This window comes from Pseudomonas sp. BF-R-26, from assembly GCF_019947395.1.
In the GTDB taxonomy this organism is placed as follows: Bacteria; Pseudomonadota; Gammaproteobacteria; order Pseudomonadales; family Pseudomonadaceae; genus Aquipseudomonas; species Aquipseudomonas farris.
The window spans coordinates 1-26,862 of the sequence record NZ_JAGYGK010000026.1 but is presented as its reverse complement, the minus strand read 5'-3'; the positions used below and the strand labels follow the sequence as shown (position 1 = coordinate 26,862).

The following is a 26,862-nucleotide window of genomic DNA, read 5'->3' as shown; positions in this document are numbered from 1 at the left end:
TGGCGACCATAGTCCTGAATGAGTGGATGATTCGATGCGCCGTCCGACCTTCGATCTTGATGTGCTGCGTACTTTCGTGACCGGTGTGGAATTCAACAGCTTTGCCAAAGCGGCGGATCGGCTCAATCGCTCGACGTCTGCCGTGAGCGCACAACTCAAGAAGCTTGAGGAACAGATAGGCGCGCCAGTGCTGTCCAAATCCGGTCGAGGGCTGGTGTTGACGCCGGTGGGTGAGTCCCTGCTCAGCCATGCCCGCCAACTGCTTGAAATGAACGACAGCATTTTCCAGACCCTGCACGAAAGCCAGACCGCCGCAACGGTACGTCTGGGGCTGCAGGAAGACTTTGGCGAACACTTTCTCAGCGACATCCTGCGACGCTACGTCAAGATGTACCCGAAGGTGAGCCTCGAAGTCAGGATTGCGCGTAATACCGAATTGCTTGCATTGATCGACAGCGGTGGCCTGGACCTGGCCCTGACTTGGGACACAGGGCACAAGTCCCCTTATGCCACGCGCCTGGGTGAAACGCAGATGCACTGGATCGGGCTTCGTGACACGCCACCGCTCAACTGCGATGTAGATTCTCCCCTGCCATTGATCATGTTCGACGCCCCTTGCGTGTTGCGCAGCGCGGCAACCCAGGCACTGGATGAGGCGCGGATCCCTTGGCGAATCGCGCTGACCAGCCCCAGCGTTGCTGGAGTCTGGGCGGCCGTTGCTGCCGGTTTGGGCCTCACGTTGCGAACCCGCATTGGGCTGCCAGGACATCTCGCCGTCATTGCCGGTCTGCCCACACTGCAGACCCTCGGCTATGTGCTTTATCGTGGAGCAGAACACCTGGCGCCTGCCACCCGACAACTGGCTGCGTTGATACAAACCAGTCTGGAAGAGCAGGCGTTCAGTATCACTGCAGGCGCCTCCGTTTGATGCGGCCTAAAGCAAGTCGCCCAAGGTGTCGTACTTGTAATACTGGCTGTAATTCAGCACATCCCGGGGCGTCACCTTTTCCGGGAAAGGGCTGTACATCGGGTCATCAATCCGATGGAACTTGAGCGTATCCGGGGCATTTCCCGCCGGTACGTATGCTGCGGCGGGATGTTTCGCTTGCCATGCAGCCCAGAGCCGGTCGACGTTGCAATGATGTAGAAAGAACACTGGGTCGTTCGGCGAGGACGACAACCCCATGTCTCCACCGACCCACACATGAACGTTGTTATGAATGCGTTCTTCGCCCGCCCATCCCTCGATGCTATTGCGCGCACCACCGGTGGATTGCGCCGCGTTGTAGGGTGCTTTGTCATACACCGGATTTTCATGGATGACCTTGCGCACATTGGCTCGGCTGGGCAGCGACCCACCTCTTCCCAGATAACGCACCAGGGGGCGGTTTACCCCGTCGAGTTCCATGGTGCGGCCATTACCCGTCAATCGCACCCGCCACTTCCCATTCACGAACTGTCCAAGGTACTCATCCGACCAGATGAGTGAAGTTCTCGGGTCCTGAAGTTCCGCGTCAGTATTCCAATCCCAGTACGGGACTCGAAAGTGCGGGTCGTTTATCGCCTTGCGAATCAAGGTTTCCAGCCGCACGAGGAAGTAGCGATGCCACGGCAAGAATGATGGCCCGCCATGCGCAGCGTTCCTGGCCATCTGTCCAGCAGGCGTTGAAATCATCATGGCCCGGTGGTGCCAGGCCACGAAGGAGTCATAAATCGAGAGGTTGGCCTGCCCGGGCCAGGGATTCTGAGCGGGGTCCTTGAGGCGCTTTACCCCTTCAACGTATTTCTTAAGCGCCGGGAGATCATTGACAGCATTAGACCTGATCATGATGTGCTCCGTGGGCATGGTGGCCGGGCTGCTCTCCCCCATCGCCATTGCCCTTGGCGAAGGATTCTGGATAGGCATCGATCACGGCTGTCATCAAGTCGAGAGCCGATCCGTAAGTGACGAATGGGGTGGCGTGCGTATGGACCTGGCCCGCATCGTCCACAAACAGATGCGCCTGGACCGGAGCCCCATCAACCTCCACCTGGTAGGTGGTGACGATCCGGACAACGTGCCCTTTGTGGTTAATCTCGCGAACCGTCCTGGCTTCATGTCCTGCATGCGGGTCCACGTACTCAGGGAACTGCGCCTTGATCCACGCAGGGTGCGTTTTGTCAGGGTCGGTGATGGATATCTCTGCGAGAGCACCTATGTCAGGCGGGCTCAATAGCACGTTGGGGTTTGTGCCCGCTGGTTCGGGGCTGGAGACGTTCTTCCGTGTCATGATTCCTCCTGGAGTGTGCCCTCGGACGATTGTCCAGATTGGCTGGAGGAAGTGTAGTTGGTCGCTGGCAGGCATGCCGCTGAACCCATCCGCCGGGCGGACTCGCTGTGGATTCCCCCGGCAGGCGCGTGAGGATGTCCTTTAAGTAAGCATACGGATCATGCCCATTGAGCTTTGCTGATTGGATCAGGCTCATGATTCACTTTTGCAGACGCATTCCCATCTCGTGAGCATTGAGTGCACCCTAACGATTAAGTTAACAGGCGAGCAAAGCGTAGCTTTTGCGAGTCCAGTGAGCGAAGCGAGCGGTGTTGAGCGCCTTGTTAGGCGTATTCAACGGAATGTTCCATTTAAAAATTTTCTGCCTCGGGCGCACGGAAGGCCTTACTGTAGTAGCCAGACTGGTCGAAACAGCAAACCTGCTTCTTGCCGGATGCAAGCATATCGCAGGCATCACCAATTCGTTTTGCGCGCGTCTTAAGTTGCTTGGCTGAAGTAATCCAGTGTATCCAGTCTACTCGTGCGATGGTCGTCGTATTGTTCCAAACTTTACGAGCCTCAGGAGTCGCTGCCAGTGCCTCCTGAAAATCTGGTGGGATGTCAGGCTCGGGTTCCTTCTTCACAGGGGTTAGCTCTAGTGTAACGATATCCCCAACGGCCGCGCCTGCAGCTTCGTGTAACTCTCTACTTACCTGCAGCCAATGGCTCAGCTGACCATCCGGCTCAAGGGTTGCCTGGAAATGGTGCCCATTGATTGTACCTTCAACTGTCGTCCTTCCTCGTCTCGGAAGCTGTTCACTCGCGTCTCTTGGCAGTACTACGAACGCCCACGACGTATCATTACCAGGCTTTGCCGGACGAAGAAGCTTTGCTTCGAATCGGGATTTCACATCGATTGTTGTCATTGCAACTCCTCAGGGAGAAACGAGACATGGATGACGCCAAGCTCAGCTGCGGTAAAGATTCAGTGCAGAAGGTCGACGCTAACTATTTGCCACTAGTCTGTCCAGCGGCTGCTATCGGTCGATTAAAAGTCATTGGCTAATCGTTCCGCTTTGCACATCACCGCAAACCCGTAGCCGTTGGCAAAACACGCTCTCTAGCGCGAAGCGGTGATCCCTTTGTTCATCCGTGATTTAACGGTATGTTGAAGTCCTCAACTCAAGGACGACCCATGGCCATCCACGCACCCACCCCCACGCAAAAACACTTGGCAGTGTTAATCGACGCCGACAATGCCCCCGCAGCAATTGTTGAAGGTTTATTCGAAGAAATCGCCAAGTACGGTGTCGCCAACGTCAAGCGGATCTATGGCGACTGGACTGGCCCTCAGTTGGGTGGATGGAAAAAGGTGCTACTCGACCATTCGATTCAACCTATCCAACAGTTCGCGTACACCAAAGGTAAGAACGCAACAGACAGTGCCTTGATCATCGACGCAATGGACTTGCTGTACACCCGACGCTTCGACGGTTTCTGCCTGGTTTCGAGCGACAGTGACTTCACCCGCCTCGCTTCGCGGTTACGAGAAGAAGGTTTGACGGTCTACGGGTTTGGTGAAGAAAAAACCCCGAGACCGTTCGTGTCGGCCTGCGACAAGTTCATCTATACCGAATTGCTGCGCGGTGAAGTGCTTGTTACTGCAAGCAATGGACATGGTCGACCCGAACCTGAGCCACCCGCCGAAATCGAGGCCGTCAAAGTCGCCAGTACGCCCGAAGTAAAAAAGCTACCCAAGGCACCAGTAAGTTTCATCGCAAAGATCTTGGATGACATTGCCGACGAGGACGGCTGGGCTCACTTGGGTGCGTTGGGCACCAACATCAGCAAATTGAGGCCTGAGTTCGACCCTCGCACCCATGGTTATAAAAAGCTCAGTGAGTTGATCAAGGGGTATCCGGATACGTTTGAACTGCAAACTAGAGGAACGTCGGGAGTGGGTGGTTCAATACTCTATGCCCGGCACCGACAGCCGAACTCGTAGCCCCCGTCACCAACGACCGCTCTGGCCGAAATCGACCCAAATCGGGAGATCACCGAGGTCGACGGCCCCCAGATAAGCGTGGATCGCTTGTCAAGTATTCACTCAAAGGATGAACACGATGGGCCGCACCAACCATATATGCCTGATGGCGATCTATAACGATTGGATGAACGCAAAGGTCTATGAAGCGGCCAGAAATCTGACAGATGAAGAGCTGTCAGTGGATAGGAAAGCATTCTTTGGTTCTATTCTCGGGACGTTGAACCATCTGGTGGCCGGGGACACTATCTGGCTAAAGCGATTTGCCAAGCACCCAGCGAATCACTTGGCACTGGAGCCGATTCGACAGCTCCCTGCCCCACAAAGCCTCGACCAGTTACTGCTCTCAAATATCCGAGAACTTTCGGCACATCGCGTTTGGCTCGATCAGGTAATTGTCGAGTGGTCTCGCTCCATTACAGAGTCGGATTTAGATCACACCCTCAATTACACAAGCATGAAAGGAGCCCCCGCTGACAAGAGCTTTTATGGCTTGGTCATGCATTTCTTCAACCACCAGACTCATCACCGAGGCCAAGTTACTACGTTGCTGTCACAAGGTGGTGTCGACGTAGGCGATACTGATCTGGTCGTCCTCATTCCTTCCGAGTCCCGCACATAATCTAAAACCAGCACCAGACCGGGATTTTCACATCATGCCGGGTCGGTAAACCAGCGTGGCCATCTTAAATGACTACTGTGCCCTGAACGGACGCTAGGGGTGATCGGCTCATTCGTCATCGACCGCTTATGGCCTTCCGGTTGTCTGTCCGCAATCCAAGATGTCTTGAAACGCACGGGGCCCCACAATCAGTCCCACGCGGTGGCAACAAGTGTTCCGCTCACCAGCAGGCCAGATGTCTCTCGATCAACCTCGCCACCTCGGCTGCGTGAGTAAAGCCCAGACTGTGATCGGCGCCAGGGAAAACGTGTAGTTCCGCGCGGGGTAACAGTTGAGCAAGGCGCTGGCCGACGCGAACGGGGCTGATCAGATCAGAATCTCCCCAGAGGAGCAGGACTGGCATGCGCAACTCGACCAACCGGAGCGTGAGGTCGGTGCGGTCGTCGAGAAACCACCTCGGCAGTGTCGGGTTGGCGGCAGCAAAATCCGGGCGCCAGTCATGCGCGTCCAGAGCAGACATATCCACCCCGCCAGAGGTGACGGTCAGCGTCAGGTGCGTGATCAGCTCAGGGCGTTCAAGCGCTGCAAGCACAGCGACTATACCGCCCATGGACTGCGCCACCAGCGCTGTGGGCCGGTCGATCTCGGCCAGCACGCGAGTCACCAGATCATCCATGCCGGTCACGCTAGGCAAGGGCGGAGTGTCTCCAAAGCCGGGCCAGTCGATATGGACCTTCTGCGCCGGGTGGGCCAGGCGCTCAGCAACCGGATACCAAAACCGGGTGTTACCTGAGGCTCCGGGCAGGAAGAGGAGTTTGGCGGGGGATGCAATCACAGGTTCGGTCCTTGAAGTTGGGATTGAAGGAGTAAGCAGAGGGCAAAATGGATGCCGCAAGGTTTGATGACCACTTCGGAACGAGAGCCGCCGGTAGTGAAGGGCCGCTCGCGCCCCAAAGCAGACGGCGGCAACAGGCAGAAATCGGCTAAACGTAGACATTCATTCGTGTCGGCCAAAAACGAAATGAACCTACGATTGAACAGATAATGATGCGGTCATCTTCGCATGACACACCGCTAGAATTTCATCCGCCAGCGCCGAGTCGTCAGGACAGGCGCGCGATAACATGATCGCACCGACCGCGCGCGCCAGCAGGTCGATCATTTTCTCCCTGGCCTCACCCACTGGCGCATCCGGCCCGGTCGGGTATTTTTCGCCGAGAGTTTGCAGCATGCGCTCAATGCCCTCAGCGAATGCTGACTTCAAATCGCCGGACTGACGCGCAGCGTCGCCGCACAACGCCGCCATGGTGCAACCCGTGGCGCGCCCGTCGCGATGATCCCTGGACACATACACATCGATGAAATCCTTGATGCTCAGTGTTTCAGCGCTGATCAGCGATTGCGCAAGGCTGTTGGCCGAGGCCTCAGCCATCAAGTCGGCCTTCGAACCGAAATGTTTGTAGAAACCGCCATGGGTGAAACCGGCAGCGGCCATCAAGTCGGCCACGCCGACGCCGTCAAAACCGCGTTCGCGAAACATGACCGAGGCCGTTTCGACGATGTGTTCCCGATTTGCCTGGGCCTGGGCCTTGGTCACTCGCATGTTCGATACCTCGTTACCGCTTGGGAATTCATGGGTTGATGATACATAGATGTTGCCCATAATCAAAATTGTTGACAGTTTAGATTTCGATCATCATCCTAAATGCCAGCAATATGAAATTTACCAACGGGCACGGAACAAGCACCCATGAGCGACCAGAATCTGTTTACCCCTTACACGCTTGGCACGCTGAAATTGTCAAACCGTGTGGTTCTCGCCCCGCTGACGCGCAATCGCGCAGGCAAAGGCTTTGTACCGAGTGAGTTTGCTGCTGCCTATTACAGCCAGCGAGCCAGCGCGGGTTTGCTGATTTCCGAAGCCTCACAGATATCCCGGCAGGGACAGGGCTATCAGGACACGCCAGGCATTTACACACCGGCTCAGATAGAGGGATGGCGCAAGGTGACCGATGCCGTGCACGCCAAGGGCGGGAGAATTTTCCTGCAACTGTGGCATGTGGGCCGTGTTTCCCACGTCGATCTGCAACAGCACGGCGCGGCGCCGGTAGCCCCTTCCGCGCTTCGTCCCGCGACCAAAGTGTTCGTCAACAACCGCTTCGAGGACGTTTCCGAGCCGCGAGCATTGGAAGCTGACGAACTGCCGGGCATCGTCAACGATTTCCGCCAAGCGGCGGCAAACGCCATTGCGGCAGGCTTCGATGGCGTGGAAATCCATGGTGCAAACGGCTATTTGCTGGATCAGTTCATCAAGGACGGCGCCAACCTGCGTACTGATGCCTACGGCGGCTCAATCGCAAACCGTGCGCGTCTGCTGCTGGAAGTGACGGCTGCCGTGGCCGCCGAGATTGGTGCTGATCGCACGGGCATTCGCCTTTCGCCTGTCTCGCCGGCCAATGGTGTATCGAGCACTGATCCACAGGCTCAGTTCGATTACATCGTCGACCAACTCAATGCTATGGACATCGTTTATCTGCACGTCGTCGAAGGCGCGACCGGTGGACCCCGCGACGTGGCGCCCTTTGATTTCGACGCCTTGCGCCAGCGCTTCAAGAACACCTACATCGCCAACAACGGCTATGACCTGGGCCTGGCTACGGAACGCCTTGCGCATGACAAGGCCGACCTGATCGCCTTTGGCCGTCCTTTTATCAGCAACCCTGATCTGGTGGAGCGGCTCAAAACCGGTGCGCCACTGTCCGCCTTTGACCCTTCCACACTCTACGGCGGCGGTGCGGCGGGATACATCGACTACCCGACGCTTGCCGAATCCAGCGCTGTCGCGAACCAGGCACAAGCTGATCGGGCCTGATTTTGATCGTGCATCCATCCCCATTCATGTTCCCGAAAAAAGAGCTGACATCATGACTACTCGCCCTACCGTTCTCATCACTGGCGCTTCCACTGGCATCGGCGCGGTTTACGCCGAGCGTTTCGCCCAACGCGGGCATGATCTGGTGTTGGTCGCCCGCGACCACTCGCGCCTGGAAACACTCGCCGCAAAGTTGCGTGGCGAACACAACGTCGCCATTGAAGTACTTCAGGCCGACCTGACTCAACTCAGCGACCTGCACACCGTCGAAGCGCGCCTGCGGGATGACGCGCGCATCGGCATCCTCGTCAACAATGCCGGTGCCGCGCAGTCAGGCACCTTCATCGAGCAAAGCACCGACAGCGTTGCGCAACTGGTGGCCCTCAACACCACTGCGCTGGTGCGACTCGCCAGCGCCATCGCGCCACGCCTGGCCAAAGCAGGTGAAGGCGCGATCATCAACATTGGTTCGGTGGTGGGTCTGGCGCCTGAGTTCGGCATGTCGGTCTATGGGGCGACCAAGGCGTTTGTGCTGTTCCTTTCCCAAGGCCTGAGTCTGGAACTTTCGCCTCAGGGTGTTTATGTGCAAGCCGTACTGCCCGCCGCCACCCGCACGGAGATTTGGGATCGCGCCGGTATCGACATCAACACCTTGAGCGAAATCATGGAAGTGGGTGATCTGGTCGATGCCGCACTGGTCGGCTTCGACCGTCGCGAACCGGTGACCATTCCTCCGTTGCAAGAAGGCGAGCGCTGGGATGCCCTGCAAACCGCACGTCAGGGTCTTTTGTCGCAGATCAGACAGTCCGCCGTGGCGCAACGCTATTTGACTCAAGTCTGAACCCTGTCGAGCAGGTCGGTCTCGCCCCGCAATCGGACGAAATAAACATGACTCTTTTGGCTAGAAGCAATCATCCAGGTTCGCAGTCGTCATTTATCAACGCGGCGAACCAGTCTGTTCTGGTTGGCGGGATACCTTTCGCCTATCGTGATCTGGGACCCAGAACGCGGGTCCCGCTGGTCATGTTCAACCATTGGGGGGCAGTGCTGGATAACTTTGACCCCAGGATCATTGACGGTCTGGCAAAAAACCGGCGTGTCATCACCACCGATTACCGCGGTATCGGTGGCTCGGGCGGCGCCGCGCCATTGACCGTCGGTGAGATGGCTGACGATGCGATCGGCCTGATTCGTGCGTTGGGTTTGGACAAGGTTGACCTGCTCGGCTTTTCACTCGGCGGCTTCGTCGCTCAAGACATCGCCCTGAAAGCTCCCGAACGCGTGCGCAGGCTGATCCTCACCGGAACCGGACCGGCCGGCGGCACAGGCATCGACAACGTCGGCTCGGTGACCTGGCCGTTAATGATCAAGGGGCTGCTGACGCTACGAGATCCCAAGTTCTACCTGTTCTTTACCACCACGGCCAATGGCCAACGCGCCGCGTCCGAGTATTTGCAACGATTGAAAGAGCGCCGGCAAGACCGGGACAAAGGCCCGACACCCCGCGCGTTTTTACGGCAATTGAAAGCCATTACTGCGTGGGGCAAGCAGGCGCCGCAAGAACTCGGTCGCCTGCGTATGCCGACGCTGATAGCCAACGGGGACAACGACATCATGGTGCCCACTGTCAACTCGCTTGAGCTGGCAAAGCGAATCCCCAACGCGCAATTGATCATTTACCAGGACGCCGGACACGGCAGCATTTTCCAGCACCATGCCGATTTCGTGGCCAAGGCTTTGGCGTTCCTCGACGCCTGACAGCCGGAACGTCTCATAGCATCAACGTTGTCGGGGCCGTGCCCCGTTCTCATTCCACCGACAAGAGCAGCTGCAACATGAAGGCATTTTTTATCGACCGCTACGGCAAGCAGAACGGAATGATTGGCGAAGTGCCCGACCCTGCGGTCGGTGTGCATGACGTTCTGATCCAGGTGCATGCAACGAGCGTGAACCCGTTGGACTCGAAGATCAGAACCGGGGAATTCAAACTGATCCTGCCCTATACATTTCCATTGGTATTGGGCAATGACCTGGCGGGTGTGGTCGTTCGCACGGGCTCGGCGGTGAAGCGATTCAAGCCAGGAGACGAAGTCTATGCACGCCCTCCCGAGGATCGGATCGGGACGTTTGCCGAACTGATCGCCGTGAACGAAAACGCGCTCGCGCTGAAACCCTCGAACCTTGACATGGCCGAAGCGGCGTCCGTCCCCTTGGCCGTCTTGACGGCCTGGCAGGCGCTGGTTGAGACCGCCCAGGTGAAAAAAGGCCAGAAGGTGTTGATTCATGCCGGATCTGGCGGTGTCGGCACGTTTGCAATCCAGCTCGCCAAACACCTCGGCGCCTTCGTTGCGACGACCACCAGTACGGCGAATGTCGAATGGGTGAAGGCGCTTGGGGCGGATGTGGTCATCGATTACAAACAGCAGGATTTTGCAAACGAGTTGCACGATTTCGACGTGGTGTTGAACAGCCTCGGCGCCGATGTACTGGAGAAATCGGTCAAGGTTCTCAAGCCCGGCGGACAGCTCATTTCCCTCTCCGGACCACCGACAGCAGAATTTGCCCAAGAGCAAGGCTTGTCCTGGATGCTACGGCAAGTCATGCGCCTGCTGAGCAGCGGTATTCGTAGAAAAGCCCGCAAGCATGGGGTGAGCTATGCATTTTTGTTTATGCGTGCCGACGGGGTACAACTGCAAAAAATCACCTCGCTTATCGAAGCTGGCGTCATCAAACCGGTCATCGATCGTTCCTTCCCTTTTGAATCGACTGCAGAGGCGTTGCGGTACGTCGAGCAGGGCAGATCAAAAGGCAAAGTCACCATAACAATCAAATAAGCGCACTATAAAAAATGTCCGTAGATAACGAGCATGCCGCCAAGTATCAAATTCCAGCGCCTGAACCAGAGGAGCAGCCACCGCACAACAGACACACGCAGGAGCAGTTGCAACCGGAAGTCGCACCTCTAGAAAAGCCGATGATCATTTGGCGTAGCTTGTTGCTTGAGCAGTAACGAGAAATGGTTGAAACCACAACCCATTGCAGACATTGGCAATGGTGGTTTACCGCGGCTCGTCCAAGTGGAGCGACAATTGCCGGTATCTGCTTTTGACGAGCGCGAAACTGAAGCGTTAAAGGCCCTAAAAATCGGTAATTGTCGTACCAGCAATGGTCTCGGCGAACTCTAAGCCGAAGACCCGTGCCGGGGTTTCGAAGCCGGGTCGTCGATCACCACCCAGCACCCGACAAGCAGCCTCCACCGCTGCCAAAGGTGTGTAGCTGTAGCCGTTCACGGTCTCTATTACTGATCGCACAACCGTGCCGTCAGCGCCTACCACTTCAGCCACTGCACGGGCACGATGACGATCACGCTCTTGAATGCCTGGGCCGTCCGGGAGCTGTGACAGGTCCCCTTCCGGGAAGGCTTCACCGACAATATGCACAAACATGGCAATGTTCGGGATGGCGGTAGAACGCCAACCGGTGACCAGGTCACCGAATGATAGCGGGGCACACAATACCGGGCCCTGGCCAAAATCGAAGTGTCGCGGTTGCGCATCCGGTGTTGCTACAAGCAGTCCATTCACTCGCGCCATAAGACCCGCACCAATGATCTCACTGACACTCATAGCCGATCCCCGTGACATTGAGCCTGCGACCTGAAGCACAACGCTCAACGCTTGCGGATTCTGCACGCGGCGAGCGACATGCATCGCCAGACAGTCTGTCGGCACCACGTCCCAGCCAACCCCAGGCAGCAACATGACCCCGGCCTCCGCAGCTTGGGCTCCCAACCGTTCGGCCAGCCGATAGACATTGATCTCAGCCGTGATATCCAGATAGTCGACCCCGGCCTTGATGCAAGCGAGCATCAAGTGCTGCGCCGTTTGAGCGAAAGGCCCGGCAAAATTCAGAAGTACGCCGACCCCTTCCAACGCTTCTGCCCCCAGGGCATCAAGGCTAAACACTCGATACGAGACATCAAGTTGCTCAGCGAGTGACTCCAGCTTTTCGGCAGTTCGCCCAGCGATAACAACGTCCAGCCCCAATGCTTTGGCATGCTCGGCAGCCATGCGACCTGTATAGCCTGTCGCGCCGTAGATCATTAATTTATTCATTGCGCGTGCTGCCAGTTTTTGTAAACAAATTCGAGACTATAGCCGTCCGGGTCAAGGACATTGGCGGCGTAATAATTGGGGTCGTAATGCAGTCGTGCGCCTGGAGCGCCGTTGTCGATTGCACCATGCTCCATGGCGGCTGCGTAGGCGGCATTAACTTCAGCCTTGCTGTGCGCCACGAAGCCAACATGCGCCGCGCGGCCTTCCACCACACCTTCGCGCAACCAGAAAAATACCCGACCATTGGCGCCAAAGCCCTTGAGATCCGGATGGCCTGGTGGACCGTTCTTGCCGTCGTAATCGAGCCGTCCGGTGATGCCGAGCGGAGCCAGCGCTGCGGTATAGAAATGAATGGAACGTTCAACGTCACTGACTGAGATAAAAATATGATCAAGCATTGCGGATGCCTCGCTTTCAAAGGGTGATTCAAATGAAATATCCGCCCGAGACCTCAATGGTTTGGGCATTGATCCAACTACCTTCTTCAGACAGCAACATAGCGATAACACGAGCGACGTCCTGCGCTTCGCCCACTCGGCCAAGGGCTGTTTGCGAGGCGAGTAATGTCTCGAACTCCTCGTTTAAACCGCCACCCAAATCTGTACGAATCGCGCCCGGCGAGACTGAATTGGCACGGATGCGCCGAGGACCAAGCTCTTTGGCCATATAACGAGTAAGCACATCGAGTCCACCCTTGAAGGCCGCATAAGGCGCGACACCCGCCGTGGCCACGCGTGTTGTGGCGCTGGTCAAGTTGACGATACTCGCGCCCTCTTCCATCAACGGCAGCAAAGCCTGGGTCAGAAAAAATGGCCCCTTGAGGTGGACGTTCAACAAGCCGTCAAACTGCGCCTCAGTAACCGTATCCAAGGGGTTGAACAAACCATGGCCGCCGTTGTTCACCAAACCGCCGAGGGTGGTCACTCCCCAAGTTGCCTGTAGGGTGCGTTGAACCGCTTCGCGAAAACTGCCGAAACGGCTTATGTCGGCAACGTCGAGTTCAAGCGGCACCGCCTTGCCACCCGATGCCAGGATGCGCTCGACAACAGATGCTGCCGAGTGAGAATCGCTCTTGTAGGTCAGAATGACGCCCATGCCACGCCGGGCGCAGTGCTCGGCGGTACTGGCGCCGATGCCCCGGCTGCCTCCTGTAATAACGACAACGCTCATAAGGTGCTCCAATGTCACTGAAATGAGTCATTACAGTAACCATTGCCTTCGCCATGAACGCAGCCGTTCCTACTCGAATCCTGCCTGTTTCTGCTTTTTGCTTGCGTGAGTGCATCTGCCTGAGTTCAGATGCCGCTTATGACGAACCCACTGAAAGAACTACGGGCTTTAGCTGCGCAAGCCGAAAATCGCCGCACGGAGACGGGCATCCCGCGTGTGGCCATGGTGCAGGGTGAAATTCCTGAGCATTTGCTGGCGGCGGTTTACGAGCCGATGATCAACCTGATCCTGCAAGGCAGTAAATCGATGACCATCGCAGACCGTACGCTGCGCTACGATCCGGCGACGTATTTTGTGATGTCCATTGAATTGCCAGCAGTAGGCCAAGTACACCCCGGTGCCCACGGTGAGCCTTACCTCGCTGTCAGCCTGACGCTCGATCCGACAGTACTGGCAACCTTGTTAGCCGATCTTCCAAAACCCGGCGGGCAATACGACAAGAATGCGGGCTTCTCGGTAGCCCCGGTCACACCTGATTTGATGGATGCCTGGTTACGTCTATTGCGCTTGATGAACCAGCCCGAAGACATCGCGGCCCTGGCGCCTGTCTACGAGCGTGAGATTCTGTATCGTGTTCTGCAAGGCCCCCATGGCTGGATGCTGCGTGACATCGCGGCCCCCGATAGCGCCATGGCTCGGGTCAGTCTGGCCATCCAGTACATTCGTCGTGATTTCGCTGAATCCATACGGGTGGAGACACTGGCGCAACACGCTGCGATGAGCGTTTCAGCCTTCCACCGCCACTTCAAAGCCGTCACAGCACTGAGCCCGTTGCAGTATCAGAAAAGGGTTCGCCTGCTTCAGGCGCGGACGCTGATGGTCGCCAACGCCAAAAGTGTCACCAATGCGGCGTTTGAAGTCGGTTATGAAAGCGCTACGCAATTTAGTCGCGATTACGCACGCGTGTTTGGCTTACCGCCAGCGCGAGATACTGCAAGGATTCTTGGGGAAACCCGAGGCGAGAAAAGGTAGGCCGATTTACTGTTTAGCAATTGAATTACCAAGTCTTAACGCGCCTGGAAAACGAGTTGATTCAATGGGCATCAAAATTGACTGTGTGTGCCGACACGATGGCTGATATCTTTCCCGCGCACCAAATCGCGTCCAGTCGACGCTGATCCCATCAAGGAAGATAAAAAAGAATGAAAATATTGTTCATCGCTTCGCTAGGAATTTTATCGCTAATTCAAACATCACTATCCTTCGCGGATAATGTTAATGGAAAAAATCTCTATTTACAGCGATGCGCCATGTGTCACGGAATAGATCTCAAAGCAACAGGACCATTGGCTAATAAAAGCAATCCTCCTACACCTGATCTAACAACATCCGCTTTCAAAAAACGATTAAATGATTATCCGGGCGTAATTGTATCATCGATAATACTTCGTCCAAATAGAGACTTGATTCCAAAAACTTTGCGAGAGAATGGTGTAAAGCTATCGCCGTACTCATGGAGGATTCAAGATCTGCGCGATTTAAATCAATACATGGGTGGTGTGATTTCAAAAAATCGATGATTTTTGAGATGAGAGGTACCGTGTCCACCGTCCACCTTTTGGCCGTTTTCTACCTGGTGCAAGAGGTTGCTATGGGTCGATTGCTGCCCGTGGTGACAGGTAGTAAATGGCCAGAAGTCGGCTCTAGCATGCCCTTTGAGCAAAACCGCAGACAGCAACAACGTTAGCGGGATTTAGCGCCCCCAATGAACTAGCCGCCCATAGCGATTAGACGATAGCTAAAACTTAGTGCCAGCGCTTGAATGCCCGCTGTCCTCGCAAAACGCCCCATGTCAGAGCGAGTCCCGCACCGCTGGATGTTTAAGGCGTCCAAAGCCGAAAATTACCCTCTGGTACTGCAGGAAGGTGATCTATGCCTGCAGAAAAATACGCTGCCGGCCGCGCTGCAAAGTTTGATTTACGCGGTGCAGGCCGACGCCTACAGCAACCTCAAGCACTTTCCAGAAGCCGTGACGGCCAAGGAAAAATCCATGCAAGTGGCGGTCAAGCCTGATCCGCGCGCCAACCTGGACTTAAGCTCCATGTATCGCGACGCTGGCAACCCGAAAAAAGCCCTTGAACTCGTGCAGTACAACCTTGACAACGGGCTGGGAGAAGCCGGAAAGGGTTCCGGCTTCCACATGCCGACCTACTATCATCTGGGCCTCGCGTTGACAGACCTGGGTCAGTACCGAGAGGCCGCTGAAGCATTCAGCACTGGCCTTGAGCGCCAGCCGGACTATGCCTGGGCCTTTTACGCGCGCGGGATCGCGTACGATCATTTGGGGGACAAAGACGACGCCAAGGCCGACTTCATGAAGTTCTCGCAGATCGCCAACAAAAATTACGTGCTGGAGGAGCACAAGGCCAAGCTCGCCGAGTACAGGATTTCCATGCCGTAATATGAGAGCCGGCTTAGTGGCGAACGCAGTGGGTCAGCGACAGGGGGGCGCGGAGTCCCGCTACTGGCCGATTTATGCCTATCGCGAAGGGCAAAAATCGGCCAGAAGCGGACATTAACCACACGCATCTACAAAGCCAATTTCAGAATCATTCTGTCGGATTGGGGACTGATAGTGCGTCGCCAATGCCATAGAAATTCCCACCGGCGATGTAATGCAGACTTCTTAAAGTGGGATCTGCTTTTTCGAATTGCCAATGCCCATTCTTGAATACACGGGTATCTGACCATGCGCCAACGATCTCGCCAATGAACAGGTCGTACGTCTGCTGGTTATGTGGCTCAGTAATCAGTTTGCAGGCCAGCCATGCTGAGCATCCCGTAACGAATGGCTGGTCGTATTCATCAATCTCGAATAACTCCGCCCCTGCACGCGTCAGCTTATCTGGTTCGCTGGCAAGGCTATGGGTTCCCAATTCATGCGTCAGTTTCAGCTGCGCCACGGTGGGAATCTGTATGACAAACCGGCCGCTTTTTTCGACCAGTTCACGGGTCTTCGCGCTCTTGTCCAGTACCACTGTTAATTTGGGTGGTGCGTAATCCAGTGCACAAGCCCAAGCTGCAGCCATCACATTATCGACGCCACCATGACGTGCTGATACAAGCACGGTGGGACCGTGGTTAATGAGGCGATATGCTTTTTCCAGTACAACGGAAGCAATATTACTGTCCATTGATATTCCCAAGAATGACAAGTATCTAATTCAACACCAAGGCGATGTATCAGGCCAGACGATCAGCGCTAAGACATGTATGCCCGGGGCAGGATTGATCGCTGCCTCTATGAGCGCACTGGCAATATGTGATGCCGGATTGATGCGCCGTAGCCTCACCTTGCGCCCCCTTTATGGCTGATACCTTGCATTGCCAAATCGTCCAGTGCTTACTACTGGACGATTTGGCAAATGCTGTATTCGGCCTTCGAATTGGTGGTACACGCTGGCAATGACTTGCCAAGTGTTATTCACCTTAATCAAGGTCAGATAATCATTGTAGTTTGCACCAATCGCGTCCCTCTCCATATCGATACGAACAATCGCAGTGCTCGGTGTAATTGCAAGCATATCGATGTGTGCCGTAAGTCCTTGGTAATGATTTTTCTTTTAGATGTACTTGTGAATTGAGCGTACTGATTGAGGATTTAATTATTTGGATGTGTGTAGTAAATCTTGCTAACCACAGTCCACTTTCCTTCGACCTTTAGCAGATGGAAGAAGTCGGTGAAGGAGATGCCTGACATGTCGTTGGCGTCGATGCGAGCACTAGCCGCCGTACCAACGATCTCGATGCGGGCTATAGTGGCCTGTGCATCAGGAGATGGGCGAAAACCCTTGTCGACCCCATCGAACAGGCTTTGAATCGCGCCGCCGACCAGCTTGCCATCGGCACCGACGCTGTACATCGTCGCATTCTGGCTGAACGCGGGCTTCATGATGCTGCTATTGGCCTGCTTGCAGCCCTCAATGTACTTGTTCAGCACCTCGGTGATGGCTTGGTATTCTTGTACGTAAGTAGGTTTGCTCATGGTTTTATTACTGATAACTTGTTGGCTGCGCGGCAGGTCTTCTGCTTGAGCAGTCGCGCTCAAGCCCGTAATCATTGCCACGAAAAATAAAGCTTTGATAATAGCCATTTTCATTTATTTTCTCATAACTAAGGGTTGCAATTACTGATTGATGTTCAACTGCAAAAAAACGCAACAGACATTGCGAGAAACTTTGATGCTTCTATATCCTCGCAATGAAATGAACGGCGTGTTTTCTGTCATGAATCCCGCAGATTTGCCGTGACCTGCGAATTCCTTGTCTTTAAATTACTTGCCCAGGTTGGACTTGAGTTCTTGCGATGCCTGCGCGATCGCGCTGCGGGGCGCCGGCAGATGGCTGAACGCGTTCGACAGCCCAAAATCGTGAATCATGCCGTTGTAGCGCACCGACTTCACATGCACACCCGCAGCGTCGAGCTTGCGGCCGTAAGCTTCGGCTTCATCGCGCAGGACATCGAATTCGGCGGTCTGGATCAGCGTCGGCGGCAAGCCCTTCAACTGCTTGGTTGTCGCCTGCAGCGGCGAAGCGTAAATCTGCTTGCGTGCCTCGGAGTCGGGCGTGTAATTGTCCCAGAACCACACCATCAAGTCCTTCGTCAGGAAGTAGCCGTTGGCAAACTCCTTGTACGACGGCGTGTCGAAGTTTGCATCCGTCACCGGACATAGCAATACTTGCGAACGCAGTGCAGGTGTGCCCTTCTCGTTCGCCATCAAGGCAACCACGGCAGCCATGTTGCCGCCTGCGCTGTTGCCAGCGACGGCGAGGCGCTTGCCGTCGACGTTGATCTCCTTGCCATGCTCGGCCACCCATTTCGTCGCGTCATAGGCTTGCTCGATGGCGACGCCGTATCCCGCCTCAGGCGACAGGGAATAGTTGACGAAGACCGCCACCGCGCCCGAGCCCGCCACCAGGTCACGCACCAGCCTTTCGTGGGTAGGAAAGTCGCCCAGCACCCAGCCGCCGCCGTGGAAGAACATGAACGCGGGCAGGGTCTTCTGTTTGCTGCCGGCCGGGCGCACGATGGTCAGCTTCAGGTCGCTACCACTGACACGGATCGTCTTCTCGCTGACGTCAGCCGCCGGCAAGGCCACATTGGAGCTAGCTTGCGCGCCCACCAGCGCGGCGCGGGCGTCTGCGGGCGTCATGGTATCGAGCGTCTTACCGCCTTCAAGGGATTGCAAGAATTTTGCTACGTTGTGTTCGACGCCGGGCAGGTCGGCTGCAGAAGCATTACCAAGCGACAGGGTCACGACGGAAAGGGCAAGAGCGGAGGTGAGGGTTTCCATGATGTTTCCTTCTTATTGCCTTAGTGTTTGCGTCATTAAATAACGAGCTACTTTTTTGTTGTGTTGCGTCTTCGATCAGACGGGCGAAGGCAGGGTCTTCCTGGCGGTGTGCCGGACGCACAGTTCCAGCGCCGCTCGGCTGCAAAGAAAAACAACAGGCATGGCGGGAAGCCTCATCTGCCGCGTATTTAAGGAAGACCGGAGGTTCAAGGCGCGACGTGGGTGTGGAAGATCTTGCTGACTACCGTCCACTTGCCATCGACTTTCAGCAGATGGAAGAAGTCGGTGAAGGAGATGCCTGACATGTCGTTGGCGTCGATGCGAGCGCTAGCCGCCGTACCGACGATCTCGATGCGGACGATAGCTGCCGGCGCGTCAGGAGATGGGCGGAAACCCTTGTCGATCCCATCGAACAGGATTGGAATCGCGCCGCCGGCCAGCTTACCGTCGCCATCGACGCTAAACATCGTTGCTTGCTCACTGAAAGCTGGCTTCATGATGCTGCTTTTGGCCTGCTTGCAGCCCTCAATGTACTTGTTCAGCACCTCGGTGATGGCTTGATATTCCGGCACGTAAGTAGGTTTGTTCATGTTTGTACTCCTGATTGTTAATTCGAGTCGTTGTAAAAAATCCGGCCACTCTTGGCTCGTATAGAGATCAACTCTGCGATTATCCGCAGCGGCGTCCACTGTTGGGGGCCAAGGCCCCAACTGGTGAAGTTTGGTTTCGCGCTTGTTAGCCGGCCCGAATATTCCAGGCGGCATACGCTGCATTGGGGCTAGCAATCCCCAACTTCTGTTGTGCATGCGGCGGCAAGTGCGGATCGCGAAGAGCTGCATGACCAAGCGCTACCAGGTCAGCCTCGCCAGAGGTGATGACAGCTTTACCCGGCTAGCGCAGGCCAATCGGTGTAACCCTTTGCGCCGTTGCCGTAATAGGTTTCGCGTGGCGCGATGGCAAGCTCAGCACCATCTTGCAAACGACGCACCAAATCTGGATTGGCAATGAACGGACGGCCAAATGCCACTGCATCAACCTTGCCTTCAGCACGACGAGTAACGGCCAGCTCAAGGCCGTAATTGTTGTTGCCTATGTATGGCCCTTTGAACAGTGCGCGTAATGCATCGAGGTCTACGTTCTCAGGCACGACGCGCGACGTAGCCGTAGCGCCTTCGACAAAATGCATGTAAGCGAGCTGGAAGCGATTCAGTTGCTCAATCAGATAGCCATAGGTTTGCATTACCTGGCTGTCCAAGGGCGTGTTACCCGCATCTGGCGTCACGGGAGAGAGACGAATGCCAACGCGGTCATGACCCCAGACCTCGACCACTGCGGCAGTTACTCCCAACGTGAGTCGCGTGCGATTCTCGATCGAACCACCAAATTGGTCGGTTCGCTGATTGGTAGAATCGCGCAGGAACTGATCGAGCAAATAGCTATTGGCAGAGTGCACTTCAACACCATCAAAGCCGGCGCGTTTTGCGCATGCGGCGGCGTGTCGGTATTGCTCGATGATGCCTGGGATCTCGGATGTTTCCAGTGCTCGCGGCATGGAGACATCCATCATTCCATTTTCGGTGTAGGTCTGCCCTTCTGCTCGAATCGCGGATGGCGCTACCGGCGCCGCGCCATCCGGCTGCAGGTCCACGTGCGAAAAGCGCCCCACATGCCACAGTTGGCAAACAATAAGACCACCAGCTGCATGCACCGCATCTGTTACCAGTTTCCAGCCCGCTACTTGCTCTTCAGTCCAGATGCCTGGCGTCAATGCATACCCCCGCGCCTGTGCGGAAATATTGGTCGCTTCACTAATGATCAGACCTGCGCTGGCACGTTGTGCGTAGTAGCGAGCGTGCAATTCGTTGGGTACGCCATCTGGCCCCATGCGACTGCGCGTTAACGGGGCCATGACAATGCGGTTAGCCAGAGATAAGGCTCCTAAAGTCATCGGAGAGAAAAGATCCGTCGATGGGCTGTTGAGTGTCATTGTGATTCCTAGTGATAACTGTTCTGCCGGATGAAATTCCTTGCTGTACAAACTATGGAGATCGGTAATAATGACGTAAATAGTCATAGGCGGACATACAGTATGAACAATAAGGTCATAATGCGCCCTGCCTCTCGCGCTGACGACGTAAAAGACGGACTTGCGGCACCATCGGTGCACCTTCCTGGTCTGTTGACCTTCGAAGCTGCTGCAAGGCATTTAAACTTCGCGCGGGCTGCAGCGGAATTAGGGGTTACGCCAACAGCGGTATCACGCACTATCAAAAGCGTGGAAGCACAACTGAATGCGCGACTGTTTAACCGCACAACACGCAGTGTCAGTTTGACCGAAGCTGGGGCTTCATTGAACGCCGAATTAGCGCCTGCCCTGGCAATGATCAAAAGCTCCTTGTCACAGGTTTTAACAGCGACGGATCAACCGTCCGGCACAGTGCGCGTCAACTCTTCATACGTTGCATACCGTATCTTGATCGAACCGCATCTTCAGGCGTTTCTGGAAAAATTCCCGCTGATTGATGTCGAGGTATCACTGGATAACCAACTTAGCGATATCGTCAATGCCGGTTTCGATATCGGCATGCGCATGGGGAAAAGAGTGCAAAACGACATGATCGCCGTACAGTTGGGAGCGGTACAAAAAAGAATTGTGGTGGCTGCGCCGGATTACTTCAGCAAGCGGGCTGAGCCACAGACTCTGGAGCAACTGCTGAAGCACAACTGCATTCGCCAGCGGTATTCAGTTGGCGGAAGATTCTTTGAATGGAAGTTCGAAGATAGAGATCAAATGGTTCAAGTCGATGTTCAAGGGCGTTTTATTTTTGACGAAATGAGATCCGTCCTTGATGCTGCAATACAAGGCCAAGGCATTGGTTTCGTTTTCGCTGATTTCGCGAAACAAGAGTTAGAAAAAGGCACCCTTCGGCAGATATTGAAGCAGCACAGCGGCATGGACGATGCGTTTCATCTTTACTACCCGCATCGTAAGCACATGCCCGGAAAGCTGCGTGCGTTTGTTGATTTTATGCGTAGTGCTAATAAGACGGAGAAATTTTGATTTAATTTTCCCAATGCAGCATGTTCGGAAATATTGAGTAATCAGCACAAATGAAGTGAGGAGATTAATTTTTTGAAATCCCACGAATATGAATAGTCGGTAATGTCCGCTTCTGGCCGATTCGTGCCTGTCGCGAAGGGCTGTTGCCGACCCAAAGCCGACATTCATTTTGAGTCGCTCAATCGCTGGCTCAGTGGACAGTGTCGTCACGTAGAAATAAACAAGGCCGCAATCGCAGCCTTGTTTATTTCGGAGTGTTACTCGTGCGAATGGCCGTGCTCGGCACTCTCGGAGGTTGTGCCTTTTTCGCCACCGCCGCATGAAAGCGACGAGTTTCCAGTTTGTAGGAGATTTTATATCCCCCCTAGGGGGATGTGGGGCCATCCGAAACCAGAGCCAGTGGTAGCTCAAGAAGTAGGCGCTCAGCCGTTCATCTAATGTCGGGAAGACAGTTAGGAAGTCGCTTGCCCAATGAAGGCAATTAGCCATACGCTGCGAAGCGTGAGATATCTCACGGATAAAAAAACGTGAGCATGGAGCAAGCCCTGATGAAACTGTCCGCCATTTTGATCGCCGCTTTACTTTCGATTACGTCCGTTGCTGTCTTCGCGCACAGTGGCGGTACTGATTCAAAAGGTTGCCATCGCAACCATAAAACGAACGACTACCACTGCCACTAAACAGCAAGAGCACACCTTGCGGCTGGGCCGCAAGGTGGCTTTCTCACATTTGTGGAGCCCAGTTAAAGAAAGGCTTCTCATGCGCTTCAGACTTTAAAGTGAAGGGCCGCTTTTGGCCGAAAGCTGGCGGTAGCGACAGGATGCTATCCACCCGTGAAGCGGACACAAAACTCCTCTGAGACCGTGTCATGGCGTCCCGTTTCTTCCGTACAGGCGGTAGCCTGGTCGACGACTCAAGCGTTCGTAATAGTCGCTCACGGCAGGAAAGTCCGGATGAGCAAGCGGTGTTTCAAACCACCGATTAACTGACAGGCCGATCGGTATATCTGCGAGAGAAAACTCATCGCCGCTGACGTAGGCCCCGGTTGAATCGAGCTGTCGATTGAGGATCTCCATGTACCTCGACCAGTTGTTGCACGCGGCCGCCAACGCACGGCTGTCCTGATGCTCAGGCGAATGCCTGACCAGCGACATGAAGGCATAACTCCACGACTTGTTGAGATCTGACGCTTGCCAATCGATCCATTGATCCACCCGCGCTTTGGCTCTCGCTTCAGTCGGGTAAAGGTGAACGCCGTTGTAGCGCGACGCCAGGTAGCGAATGATCGAGTTTGACTCCCAAAGAATGAAGTCGTCGTCCTGGATGACCGGCACCATGGCATTGGGATTCAGCGCCAGGAATTCAGGTGTGTGCGTCGATCTGAAGTCAGAACCCCAATCCACCCGCTCAAAGGGAATTTCAATCTCGGCGCAGGCCCAGAGCACCTTTCGTACATTGATCGACGATGCCTTACCCAATATGCGCAACATTCCATGTCCTTATCGTTCGGGGTAGTTGGTCTGAACTACTGACTCTATCGCCTTGTGGAGCGGATTGTCCAGAGTCTGCTTTTGGCCGTTTTCTGCCCTTCGCGATGGGCATAAATCGGCCATTAGCAGTCGCTCGGAGGTGTCTACTAAATCAGGGAAGAGTCAATCACAAATGCCCTGGGTGGCTCAGGCAAATCGGGTGTCACCTAGCCTGATGCGACGGATAAATACCGGCAAGCCGCGCTATCACGACCCCCACGTAAAAGACGCCTGAAAACTCTTCGACCATCACCAGTGAGCGGGCATGGTTGGTCAACGGGATTACATCCCCGTAACCGGTGGTCGTGAGCGTCGTGAAGCTGAAATAGATCAGTTTGAAGAAAGTGCCGGGTTGTCTGAAATCGAAGTGGCCAGGGCCGAATGAGCCAGCGGCGGAAATCTCGACCAGGGCATAGATGAAGGACCAAACGAAGGCCAGCATGATGTAACCCGCAAGTGCGCCATGCAGCTTGTCCGCTGTAATCGGCCCGCGCTTGAGAAGGTAGCGCAGCACCCCGCTGAAAGAAACCGTAAGAGACGCCGCATAGGTTATCCCGGCAAGTTCAAGAGTCGCGATACTCTCGGTCCACAAGGCCGCCCATTGAAGGCCAATCCCAAGCAACGCCAGGCACAGTTTGAGGATGAACCCCGGTCGGGTCTGCCGGGTGGCGAAAGCGCCCACGAGCAGCACGGCCGAAAACAGAATGCCGAGCAACATGCGAGCAATCAGACCCTCTTCAAGAAAGGGGAACAGGAGGATCAATCCCAGTAAAAGCAGCAACAGATAAGTGCAGGGCCCCAGCCCTATTACCATCTGAGCTAAATCCGCGTCGGATTCGGCTTTATCTTGCGGACTTGTCATACCAGTTTCCCAGAGGCTGAAGTAACGCTCGTGACTTGACATTGCACCGTTGAAACAGGACCTGATTTTAGAATCTGGTTTTAGAATAGTCGGCAGTGAAACTCTAGTCGCGAATGCATTTGAGAGGATTCAGCCTGACAGACAACTCTGGGTCGGTTTCAGCCGGTCGTGGCAGGCAGAAATCGACCCATTGCTGCCGGTCGAGACGAGCAGCAACCGGCCAAAAGCCACCAGTGGTAGATATCCAACTACGGGATTGGAAAGGTGCGTAGGTCGGGCAGCTACGGTTATGTCGGACTACGTCCAATGATCATTGCGTGCAGTACCGCACGGGTGTGATCGATAACCACGCGCGTTATTAGATCAAGCCGCTCCGCATCAACCTTGTCCCAGTTCAATGAGGTGAGCGCAGTACGGCGCATCATCTGAAAGACTGCCAGTTGGCCGCTCAACGCCATTGATCGGATCCGCGTTTCATCATCGTTGGCTGGCCGCCCCAGCAAACGCCCAATGATGGCGTTTGTTACGGTAGAAATTGGCTCATTGAGGCGATGATTTATGATCTGAAAACCGGCGGCAGGCCCCTGGCCGCTTTGTCCGTGGGCAATGAATAGCTGCCATTCGGAGGACTCTCGCGACTTGAACATGAACTCCACGACGCGCGCCTGAATGGCACAGAAGGCATCGATCAGAGCCTCATCACTTTCATTCTCCGCGATCACGTGCTCCCCATGGGCGACCACCTGTGACAGGTACTCCCAAACGCGCGACGCAATGTGCTCGGCACACGCAAGGTACACCCCCTCCTTGTTATCGAAGTAGTACCGCAACGCTGGGGCATTTACGCCAGCGGCGGTTGCGATGTCGCGAGTTGATGCTGCCTCGAAGCCCCGTTCGCCGAACAGCTTCAGCGCAGCAGCAACGATCCGGGCACGAGTGTCTTCGCCGCGTGCATATCCCCCACCCTCTGGATGCCGATGCAGGGCACCTCTGATCATCGAGCTCAATTGTTCTACTCAGAAGAAAAGAAATTTATAACAGTTGACACCAATTTTGTCCATGTGGAATAGTTGTTCCAGTTGGAATACATTCGAGCTCGCGGCGTCCCCATTAAGGCTCGTCCTCTGCATCCGGGCGCAGTCATGGCATTTACTCACGTGCCATTTTTCTTTCTTTTCACGTTGAGCAATGACACCTATGGATTGTGACAATGAAACGGTTTTCTCGAATTCCAGTAACGCTAGCAACCAAACCTTCACAAACCTAAATTTTCAGGGCCGAACAAAAAATGACCTGACACTCACAAATTGTAACCTGCTGAATTGTAACTTCGGTGGGAGCGACCTGAGTGGACTGCATCTAAAAAACTGCAAAGTGCTCAACTGCAATTTTGGAAGTGCGAATTTGCAAGATTGTTGGTTTTCAGGTTGTTCGTTTTACGACAAAGAGCAACTCGTCGGTTGTCAATTTAAACTGGCTGATCTGAGGCGGGCTGAGTTTTATGAGTGCGATATTTCTTTAAGTACGTTTAATCGCGCGCAATTATTTAAGTTAACGCTTGATCATTGTCGCGCGGTGGAGGCGGATTTTAATCTGGCCACTTTCAATATCGCCATAAGTCGAAAGCTGGTAATCAGTTCGGCGCAGCTCACTAACACAGATTTCAGGTATGCCGATTTCAGCTCGACCAATCTATCTAAATGCAACCTTTCACATAGTAAATTTTCGTCGGTTATTATGACGATGACCAATCTAGATGAGGCTGACCTAACTAATACTGAATTTTCACCACTTCATTATTCTGGGCTTTCTGTATCCAATACTGACTTTCGTAACGCGGAATTAAGTGGTATAGATTTTCGAAAAGTAGACACATCAGGTATTAAGATTCTTGAATGGCAGCAATCAGCTCTTTTGGAGAGCTTCGGATTCGTCCTCTACCCAGACAACCGCTAGGCCCCGCGCACTACGTAGATAGTCTCGCAGACCAAACGAGAAAATCCAATCCCCGGACGGTATGTGCGGGTTACGAACAGTAAATGCCACAGGAGTTCTCATGATCGAGAAAGCTGACTACCTTATTATTGAATCTGCCAAACTGGATCGATCGGAGGTTGAGGGCTTAATTAATATCCGAATAAAACCCTTATGGTTATCTAATGTTGACTTGTCAGGCGCTGATCTTAGTCGCCTAGACTTATGCGACACATATTTTGAGCGCTGCAACCTGACAGAAACGGATTTCACTGCCACAAAGCTTGAGGCTACTACCTGGAAAGGGTGTAAGGGGGCGAAAGTAAAATTCAAATCCGCTATGCTCAATGAAGGAAAGTTCGAAAATTCAGACCTGAACAATAGTGACTGGCAGAATTGCCGACTGGGTATAGTTTCATTTACAAGCTGCAAATTAACAGGCTCTAATTTCAGCGGGGCCGCCTCATTAGGAGTTACCTTCAAGGACACGCTGCTGGTGGGGACATTTCTCCTTGGGTTTTCCTTTCTCAAATGTGAGCTGGACAATCTGGACTTCTCCGACGCGGACTTAAGAGATGTCGACTTCCGTAACACGGTATTCAAAGGTGGAAGCCTAAGCAATGCCCGGGTTAATGGTGCCCGTTTTGATAATGCCGACCTTCGTGAAGCCAGCTTGCACGGTCTGAAACTTATGGATGCCAAACAGTTTAAAGGGGCAATTATATCTAAAAATCAAGCTGCGATGCTATTGTCAAGTCTAGGGCTTACCGTTGCTTGATTTAAAACTCGTTTTCAATACACTCATTCGCCGTAGCATATTCAATGATTTGCTTCACACAAAAGCTTACTCGATTAGTCGAGAAAGCTATTTAAGTAACAGACTGAGTTTTTGTGCAAGCATTGCTGGGCGTTCACCAAAACAAAAACGTCCCAATACAGTACTGCTGCTGTGTGCTATACAAACACGTTAAGTCTTCAGAAAAATAGTGTCTAAGAATTAGTTATTTGAGT

General features: G+C 54.5%; 30 protein-coding genes and 2 pseudogenes. 14 read left to right on the top strand and 18 right to left on the bottom strand.

Features of this window, described 5'->3' with window-relative positions:
* Positions 1-34 precede the first annotated feature (34 nt).
* A complete protein-coding gene (locus tag KGB18_RS28375) occupies positions 35-928 on the top strand; it encodes a LysR substrate-binding domain-containing protein (RefSeq protein ID WP_223570868.1) in 894 nt (297 codons plus the stop codon).
* A gap of 6 nt (positions 929-934) precedes the next feature.
* On the opposite strand, the gene KGB18_RS28370 is transcribed toward KGB18_RS28375, so the two are convergent.
* From KGB18_RS28370 to KGB18_RS28355, 4 genes and pseudogenes are all read right to left on the bottom strand, one after another.
* A complete protein-coding gene (locus tag KGB18_RS28370) occupies positions 935-1,828 on the bottom strand; it encodes a tyrosinase family protein (RefSeq protein ID WP_123722200.1) in 894 nt (297 codons plus the stop codon).
* Positions 1,815-2,270: a hypothetical protein gene (locus KGB18_RS28365; RefSeq protein WP_123722199.1), complete on the bottom strand. Its 456-nt coding sequence runs from the start codon at positions 2,268-2,270 to the stop codon at positions 1,815-1,817. The genes KGB18_RS28370 and KGB18_RS28365 overlap by 14 nt, the downstream gene beginning before the upstream one ends.
* A gap of 112 nt (positions 2,271-2,382) precedes the next feature.
* Positions 2,383-2,469, bottom strand: a pseudogene (locus KGB18_RS28360) (transposase domain-containing protein); the annotation flags it as partial.
* A gap of 151 nt (positions 2,470-2,620) precedes the next feature.
* Positions 2,621-3,175, bottom strand: coding sequence for a YdeI/OmpD-associated family protein (locus KGB18_RS28355; RefSeq protein ID WP_123722198.1), 555 nt, complete (start codon positions 3,173-3,175; stop codon positions 2,621-2,623).
* Between the two features lie 269 nt (positions 3,176-3,444).
* Here KGB18_RS28355 and KGB18_RS28350 point away from each other — a divergent pair, with 269 nt between their 5' ends.
* Together KGB18_RS28350 and KGB18_RS28345 are read left to right on the top strand one after the other, a co-directional pair.
* Positions 3,445-4,254, top strand: a complete 810-nt coding sequence (locus tag KGB18_RS28350; RefSeq protein ID WP_223570867.1) for an NYN domain-containing protein — start codon at positions 3,445-3,447, stop codon at positions 4,252-4,254.
* Positions 4,255-4,372: 118 nt separating this feature from the next.
* The gene (locus tag KGB18_RS28345) at positions 4,373-4,915 is read left to right on the top strand and encodes a DinB family protein (RefSeq protein ID WP_052966823.1); all 543 of its coding nucleotides are present in this window, start codon (positions 4,373-4,375) and stop codon (positions 4,913-4,915) included.
* A 220-nt stretch (positions 4,916-5,135) separates the two neighbouring features.
* On the opposite strand, the gene KGB18_RS28340 is transcribed toward KGB18_RS28345, so the two are convergent.
* Both KGB18_RS28340 and KGB18_RS28335 read right to left on the bottom strand, forming a co-directional pair.
* Entirely contained in the window at positions 5,136-5,750 is a 615-nt protein-coding gene (locus KGB18_RS28340) for an alpha/beta fold hydrolase (protein ID WP_223570866.1), read from the bottom strand.
* A 192-nt stretch (positions 5,751-5,942) separates the two neighbouring features.
* Positions 5,943-6,518 carry a TetR/AcrR family transcriptional regulator gene (locus tag KGB18_RS28335; protein ID WP_123722195.1) on the bottom strand — a complete coding sequence of 192 codons (576 nt, stop codon included), beginning with the start codon at positions 6,516-6,518 and terminating at the stop codon, positions 5,943-5,945.
* Positions 6,519-6,665: 147 nt separating this feature from the next.
* Here KGB18_RS28335 and KGB18_RS28330 point away from each other — a divergent pair, with 147 nt between their 5' ends.
* From KGB18_RS28330 to KGB18_RS28315, 4 genes are all read left to right on the top strand, one after another.
* A complete protein-coding gene (locus KGB18_RS28330; RefSeq protein ID WP_123722194.1) occupies positions 6,666-7,787 on the top strand; it encodes an alkene reductase in 1,122 nt (373 codons plus the stop codon).
* 52 nt (positions 7,788-7,839) lie between these two features.
* The gene (locus KGB18_RS28325) at positions 7,840-8,628 is read left to right on the top strand and encodes an SDR family NAD(P)-dependent oxidoreductase (protein ID WP_123722193.1); all 789 of its coding nucleotides are present in this window, start codon (positions 7,840-7,842) and stop codon (positions 8,626-8,628) included.
* 47 nt (positions 8,629-8,675) lie between these two features.
* Positions 8,676-9,545 (top strand): alpha/beta fold hydrolase, encoded by an 870-nt coding sequence (locus tag KGB18_RS28320; RefSeq protein ID WP_223570865.1) that lies wholly within the window; start codon positions 8,676-8,678, stop codon positions 9,543-9,545.
* A 77-nt stretch (positions 9,546-9,622) separates the two neighbouring features.
* On the top strand, positions 9,623-10,621 hold the full coding sequence (locus tag KGB18_RS28315) for an NADP-dependent oxidoreductase (protein ID WP_223570864.1): 999 nt from the start codon (positions 9,623-9,625) through the stop codon (positions 10,619-10,621).
* Between the two features lie 303 nt (positions 10,622-10,924).
* On the opposite strand, the gene KGB18_RS28310 is transcribed toward KGB18_RS28315, so the two are convergent.
* Genes KGB18_RS28310 through KGB18_RS28300 form a run of 3 tightly spaced genes read right to left on the bottom strand, consistent with a single transcriptional unit; the run spans position 10,925 to position 13,072 of the window.
* Positions 10,925-11,902 (bottom strand): saccharopine dehydrogenase family protein, encoded by a 978-nt coding sequence (locus tag KGB18_RS28310; protein ID WP_223570863.1) that lies wholly within the window; start codon positions 11,900-11,902, stop codon positions 10,925-10,927.
* Positions 11,899-12,300: a VOC family protein gene (locus KGB18_RS28305; protein ID WP_123722189.1), complete on the bottom strand. Its 402-nt coding sequence runs from the start codon at positions 12,298-12,300 to the stop codon at positions 11,899-11,901. Before KGB18_RS28305 ends, KGB18_RS28310 begins: the two co-directional genes overlap by 4 nt.
* Positions 12,301-12,328: 28 nt before the next feature.
* Complete coding sequence (locus KGB18_RS28300; RefSeq protein WP_223570862.1) at positions 12,329-13,072, bottom strand: SDR family NAD(P)-dependent oxidoreductase; 744 nt, start codon at positions 13,070-13,072, stop codon at positions 12,329-12,331.
* Positions 13,073-13,210: 138 nt separating this feature from the next.
* Here KGB18_RS28300 and KGB18_RS28295 point away from each other — a divergent pair, with 138 nt between their 5' ends.
* The 3 genes from KGB18_RS28295 (at position 13,211) to KGB18_RS28285 (ending at position 15,533) form a co-directional block, all read left to right on the top strand.
* Entirely contained in the window at positions 13,211-14,104 is an 894-nt protein-coding gene (locus KGB18_RS28295; RefSeq protein WP_223570861.1) for an AraC family transcriptional regulator, read from the top strand.
* 170 nt (positions 14,105-14,274) lie between these two features.
* A complete protein-coding gene (locus KGB18_RS28290; protein WP_223570860.1) occupies positions 14,275-14,652 on the top strand; it encodes a cytochrome c in 378 nt (125 codons plus the stop codon).
* Between the two features lie 242 nt (positions 14,653-14,894).
* Positions 14,895-15,533, top strand: coding sequence for a tetratricopeptide repeat protein (locus tag KGB18_RS28285; RefSeq protein ID WP_123722186.1), 639 nt, complete (start codon positions 14,895-14,897; stop codon positions 15,531-15,533).
* Positions 15,534-15,681: 148 nt separating this feature from the next.
* Here the strand turns inward: KGB18_RS28285 and KGB18_RS28280 are convergent, their stop codons facing one another.
* The 6 genes and pseudogenes from KGB18_RS28280 to KGB18_RS28255 all read right to left on the bottom strand — a co-directional run bounded on the left by KGB18_RS28280 (position 15,682) and on the right by KGB18_RS28255 (position 20,412).
* Complete coding sequence (locus tag KGB18_RS28280; protein WP_123722185.1) at positions 15,682-16,266, bottom strand: flavin reductase family protein; 585 nt, start codon at positions 16,264-16,266, stop codon at positions 15,682-15,684.
* A 243-nt stretch (positions 16,267-16,509) separates the two neighbouring features.
* A pseudogene (locus KGB18_RS28275) lies at positions 16,510-16,674 on the bottom strand (nuclear transport factor 2 family protein); the annotation flags it as partial.
* Between the two features lie 59 nt (positions 16,675-16,733).
* Complete coding sequence (locus KGB18_RS28270; RefSeq protein WP_223570888.1) at positions 16,734-17,117, bottom strand: nuclear transport factor 2 family protein; 384 nt, start codon at positions 17,115-17,117, stop codon at positions 16,734-16,736.
* A gap of 288 nt (positions 17,118-17,405) precedes the next feature.
* Positions 17,406-18,425, bottom strand: a complete 1,020-nt coding sequence (locus tag KGB18_RS28265; protein WP_123722182.1) for an alpha/beta hydrolase — start codon at positions 18,423-18,425, stop codon at positions 17,406-17,408.
* A gap of 206 nt (positions 18,426-18,631) precedes the next feature.
* Positions 18,632-19,015 carry a nuclear transport factor 2 family protein gene (locus KGB18_RS28260; protein ID WP_123722181.1) on the bottom strand — a complete coding sequence of 128 codons (384 nt, stop codon included), beginning with the start codon at positions 19,013-19,015 and terminating at the stop codon, positions 18,632-18,634.
* A gap of 293 nt (positions 19,016-19,308) precedes the next feature.
* The gene (locus KGB18_RS28255; protein WP_123722180.1) at positions 19,309-20,412 is read right to left on the bottom strand and encodes an alkene reductase; all 1,104 of its coding nucleotides are present in this window, start codon (positions 20,410-20,412) and stop codon (positions 19,309-19,311) included.
* A 102-nt stretch (positions 20,413-20,514) separates the two neighbouring features.
* Between KGB18_RS28255 and KGB18_RS28250 the strand changes: the two genes are divergently transcribed.
* Both KGB18_RS28250 and KGB18_RS30160 read left to right on the top strand, forming a co-directional pair.
* Positions 20,515-21,486: a LysR family transcriptional regulator gene (locus KGB18_RS28250; RefSeq protein ID WP_223570859.1), complete on the top strand. Its 972-nt coding sequence runs from the start codon at positions 20,515-20,517 to the stop codon at positions 21,484-21,486.
* 548 nt (positions 21,487-22,034) lie between these two features.
* On the top strand, positions 22,035-22,166 hold the full coding sequence (locus KGB18_RS30160) for a YHYH domain-containing protein (protein WP_123722178.1): 132 nt from the start codon (positions 22,035-22,037) through the stop codon (positions 22,164-22,166).
* 186 nt (positions 22,167-22,352) lie between these two features.
* Here the strand turns inward: KGB18_RS30160 and KGB18_RS28240 are convergent, their stop codons facing one another.
* The 3 genes from KGB18_RS28240 to KGB18_RS28230 all read right to left on the bottom strand — a co-directional run bounded on the left by KGB18_RS28240 (position 22,353) and on the right by KGB18_RS28230 (position 24,875).
* Positions 22,353-22,976: a glutathione S-transferase family protein gene (locus tag KGB18_RS28240; RefSeq protein ID WP_223570858.1), complete on the bottom strand. Its 624-nt coding sequence runs from the start codon at positions 22,974-22,976 to the stop codon at positions 22,353-22,355.
* A 202-nt stretch (positions 22,977-23,178) separates the two neighbouring features.
* Positions 23,179-23,877 carry a potassium channel family protein gene (locus KGB18_RS28235; RefSeq protein ID WP_223570857.1) on the bottom strand — a complete coding sequence of 233 codons (699 nt, stop codon included), beginning with the start codon at positions 23,875-23,877 and terminating at the stop codon, positions 23,179-23,181.
* A gap of 287 nt (positions 23,878-24,164) precedes the next feature.
* Entirely contained in the window at positions 24,165-24,875 is a 711-nt protein-coding gene (locus KGB18_RS28230) for a CerR family C-terminal domain-containing protein (protein ID WP_223570856.1), read from the bottom strand.
* A gap of 190 nt (positions 24,876-25,065) precedes the next feature.
* Here KGB18_RS28230 and KGB18_RS28225 point away from each other — a divergent pair, with 190 nt between their 5' ends.
* Entirely contained in the window at positions 25,066-25,833 is a 768-nt protein-coding gene (locus KGB18_RS28225; protein ID WP_317850988.1) for a pentapeptide repeat-containing protein, read from the top strand.
* Positions 25,834-25,933: 100 nt separating this feature from the next.
* On the top strand, positions 25,934-26,629 hold the full coding sequence (locus KGB18_RS28220; protein WP_123722174.1) for a pentapeptide repeat-containing protein: 696 nt from the start codon (positions 25,934-25,936) through the stop codon (positions 26,627-26,629).
* Positions 26,630-26,862: the final 233 nt, after the last annotated feature.